Source organism: Micromonospora rosaria (genome assembly GCF_001567585.1).
Lineage (GTDB): Bacteria > Actinomycetota > Actinomycetes > Mycobacteriales > Micromonosporaceae > Micromonospora > Micromonospora rosaria.
This window is the reverse complement of the sequence record NZ_LRQV01000275.1, coordinates 1-2,200: the sequence shown is the minus strand read 5'-3', so window position 1 is coordinate 2,200 and position 2,200 is coordinate 1. Positions and strand designations below refer to the sequence as shown.

The window sequence follows — 2,200 nt, the reverse complement described above, 5'->3', positions numbered from 1 at the left end:
CGCCCGCCGTCAGCAGCGGGCGGCCGGTCGGCCGGTCAGGCGGGGGCGAGCCAGCGGTGCAGGGTGGCGGCCCCGTCCCGGATCTTGCTGATCTCGACGTGCTCGTCCGGGTGGTGGGCCAGGTTCGGGTCGCCGGGGCCGAAGTTCAGCGCCGGTACGCCCATCGCCGCGAACCGGGCCACGTCCGTCCAGCCCAGCTTGCCGATCGGCGCCGCACCGACCGCAGCCAGGAACTCCTTGGCCGGGGCGGCGTCCAGCCCCGGCGCGGCACCGGCCGCCGAGTCGGTCACCCGCAGCTCGTACCCGGCGAAGACCTCACGCAGGTGCGCCTCGGCGTCGGCCGGGGTACGGTCCGGGGCGAACCGGTAGTTCACCTCGATCTCGCAGCGGTCCGGGACGACGTTGCCGGCCACCCCACCGGCGATCCGCACCGCGTTCATCCCCTCGCGGTACTCGCAGCCGTCGATGACGACCCGCCGGGCCTGGTACGTCTCCAGCCGGCGGAGCAGCTCACCGGCGCCGTGGATGGCGTTGACCCCGTGCCAGGACCGCGCCGAGTGGGCCCGGACGCCGGTGGTGGCGACCACCGCCCGCATGGTCCCCTGGCAGCCGGCCTCCACGATCCCGTACGTCGGCTCCAGCAGCACCGCGAAGTCGGCCGTCAGCCACTCCGGGTACGCCTCGGCGACCAGGAACAGCCCGTTGTACTTCGACTCGATCTCCTCCGCCTCGTAGAAGAAGTACGTCACGTCGTACCGGGGGTCGGGCAGGGTGACCGCCAGGTGCAGCGCGTACGCCACGCCGGACTTCATGTCGGAGGTGCCGCAGCCGTACATCAGGTCGCCGCGCATGGTGGACGGGAAGTTGTTGTTCAACGGCACCGTGTCCAGGTGCCCGGCGAGCACGACCCGCTGGCCCCGACCCAGCTCCGTACGGGCCATCACCGTGTTGCCGTGCCGGTGGGTGCTCAGGTGCGGCACCGTCCGCAGGACCTCCTCCACGCAGTCGGCGATCGCCTTCTCGTTGCGGGAAACGGACTCGATGTCCACCAGAGCACGGGTCAGCGCCACCGGATCGGCGAGGACCTCGGGGGTAAGCGGGTTCTCCATGGTTCGCACGGTACCTTCAAGGCCGGTGCGGGTGAGGAGCCAGCGGGCCGAGCCCGGTGCCGGCCGCGAGGAGACCCCGCGCCACCGCGACGAGAAAGGTGAAGCAGTGACGTCCGCAGAACCCGCCTGGGGCATCGGCCTGGCCACCATCACCGCACAGGGTCAGGTGCTCGACACCTGGTACCCCACGGGCAAGCTGGGGCTCGGCGAGCTGCCCCTGGTCCCCGGCGAGGAGCAGGCCGACGTGCTCGACCTGCCGCCGGGCGCGATCGGCGACCGGGCCCTGCCGGGCCTGCGTACCGTCGAGGTGGTGACCGTGATCGGCTCGCTGGACGACCCGATCAATGACGCCTCCGACGCGTACCTCCGGTTGCACCTGCTCTCCCACCGCCTGGTGCGCCCCAACGAGCTGAACCTCGACGGCATCTTCGGCAAGCTGGCGAACGTGGCCTGGACCTCGGCCGGGCCGTGCCCGCCGGAGCGGGTGGACGAGCTGCGGGTGATCGAGCGGGCCGCCGGCCGTCACCTGGCCGTGTACGGGGTCGACAAGTTCCCCCGGATGACCGACTACGTGGTCCCCGCCGGGGTGCGGATCGCCGACGCGGACCGGGTCCGGCTCGGCGCCCACCTCGCCGCCGGCACCACCGTGATGCACGAGGGCTTCGTCAACTTCAACGGCGGCACCCTGGGCAACTCGATGGTCGAGGGTCGGATCGCGCAGGGCGTGGTGGTCGGGGACGGCTCCGACATCGGGGGCGGGGCCTCGATCATGGGCACCCTCTCCGGGGGCGGCACCGACCGGGTCCGGATCGGCGCGCGGAGCCTGATCGGGGCGAACGCCGGGGTGGGCATCTCCCTCGGCGACGACTGCGTGGTCGAGGCCGGCTGCTACGTCACCGCCCCCTCCAAGATCACCCTCCCGGACGGTCAGGTGGTCAAGGCCAAGGACCTCTCCGGGGTCGACGGGCTGCTGTTCTGGCGCAACTCGGTGACCGGCGCGCTGGAGGCGAAGCCGCGCACCGGCCGGGGCATCGAGCTGAACGCCGCCCTGCACGCCAACGACTGAGCCGCCCCGACGGCCAAACCGGCCG

At 72.5% G+C, this 2,200-nt stretch carries 2 protein-coding genes; one reads left to right on the top strand and one right to left on the bottom strand.

What is annotated here, in order from left to right; genetic code table 11:
• Positions 1-35: 35 nt before the first annotated feature.
• Positions 36-1,109, bottom strand: coding sequence for a succinyl-diaminopimelate desuccinylase (dapE, locus tag AWW66_RS31930; protein ID WP_067374504.1), 1,074 nt, complete (start codon positions 1,107-1,109; stop codon positions 36-38).
• Positions 1,110-1,215: 106 nt separating this feature from the next.
• On the opposite strand from dapE, the gene dapD reads away from it, so the two are divergent.
• Positions 1,216-2,175, top strand: coding sequence for a 2,3,4,5-tetrahydropyridine-2,6-dicarboxylate N-succinyltransferase (gene dapD, locus AWW66_RS31925; RefSeq protein WP_067374502.1), 960 nt, complete (start codon positions 1,216-1,218; stop codon positions 2,173-2,175).
• Positions 2,176-2,200 lie beyond the last annotated feature (25 nt).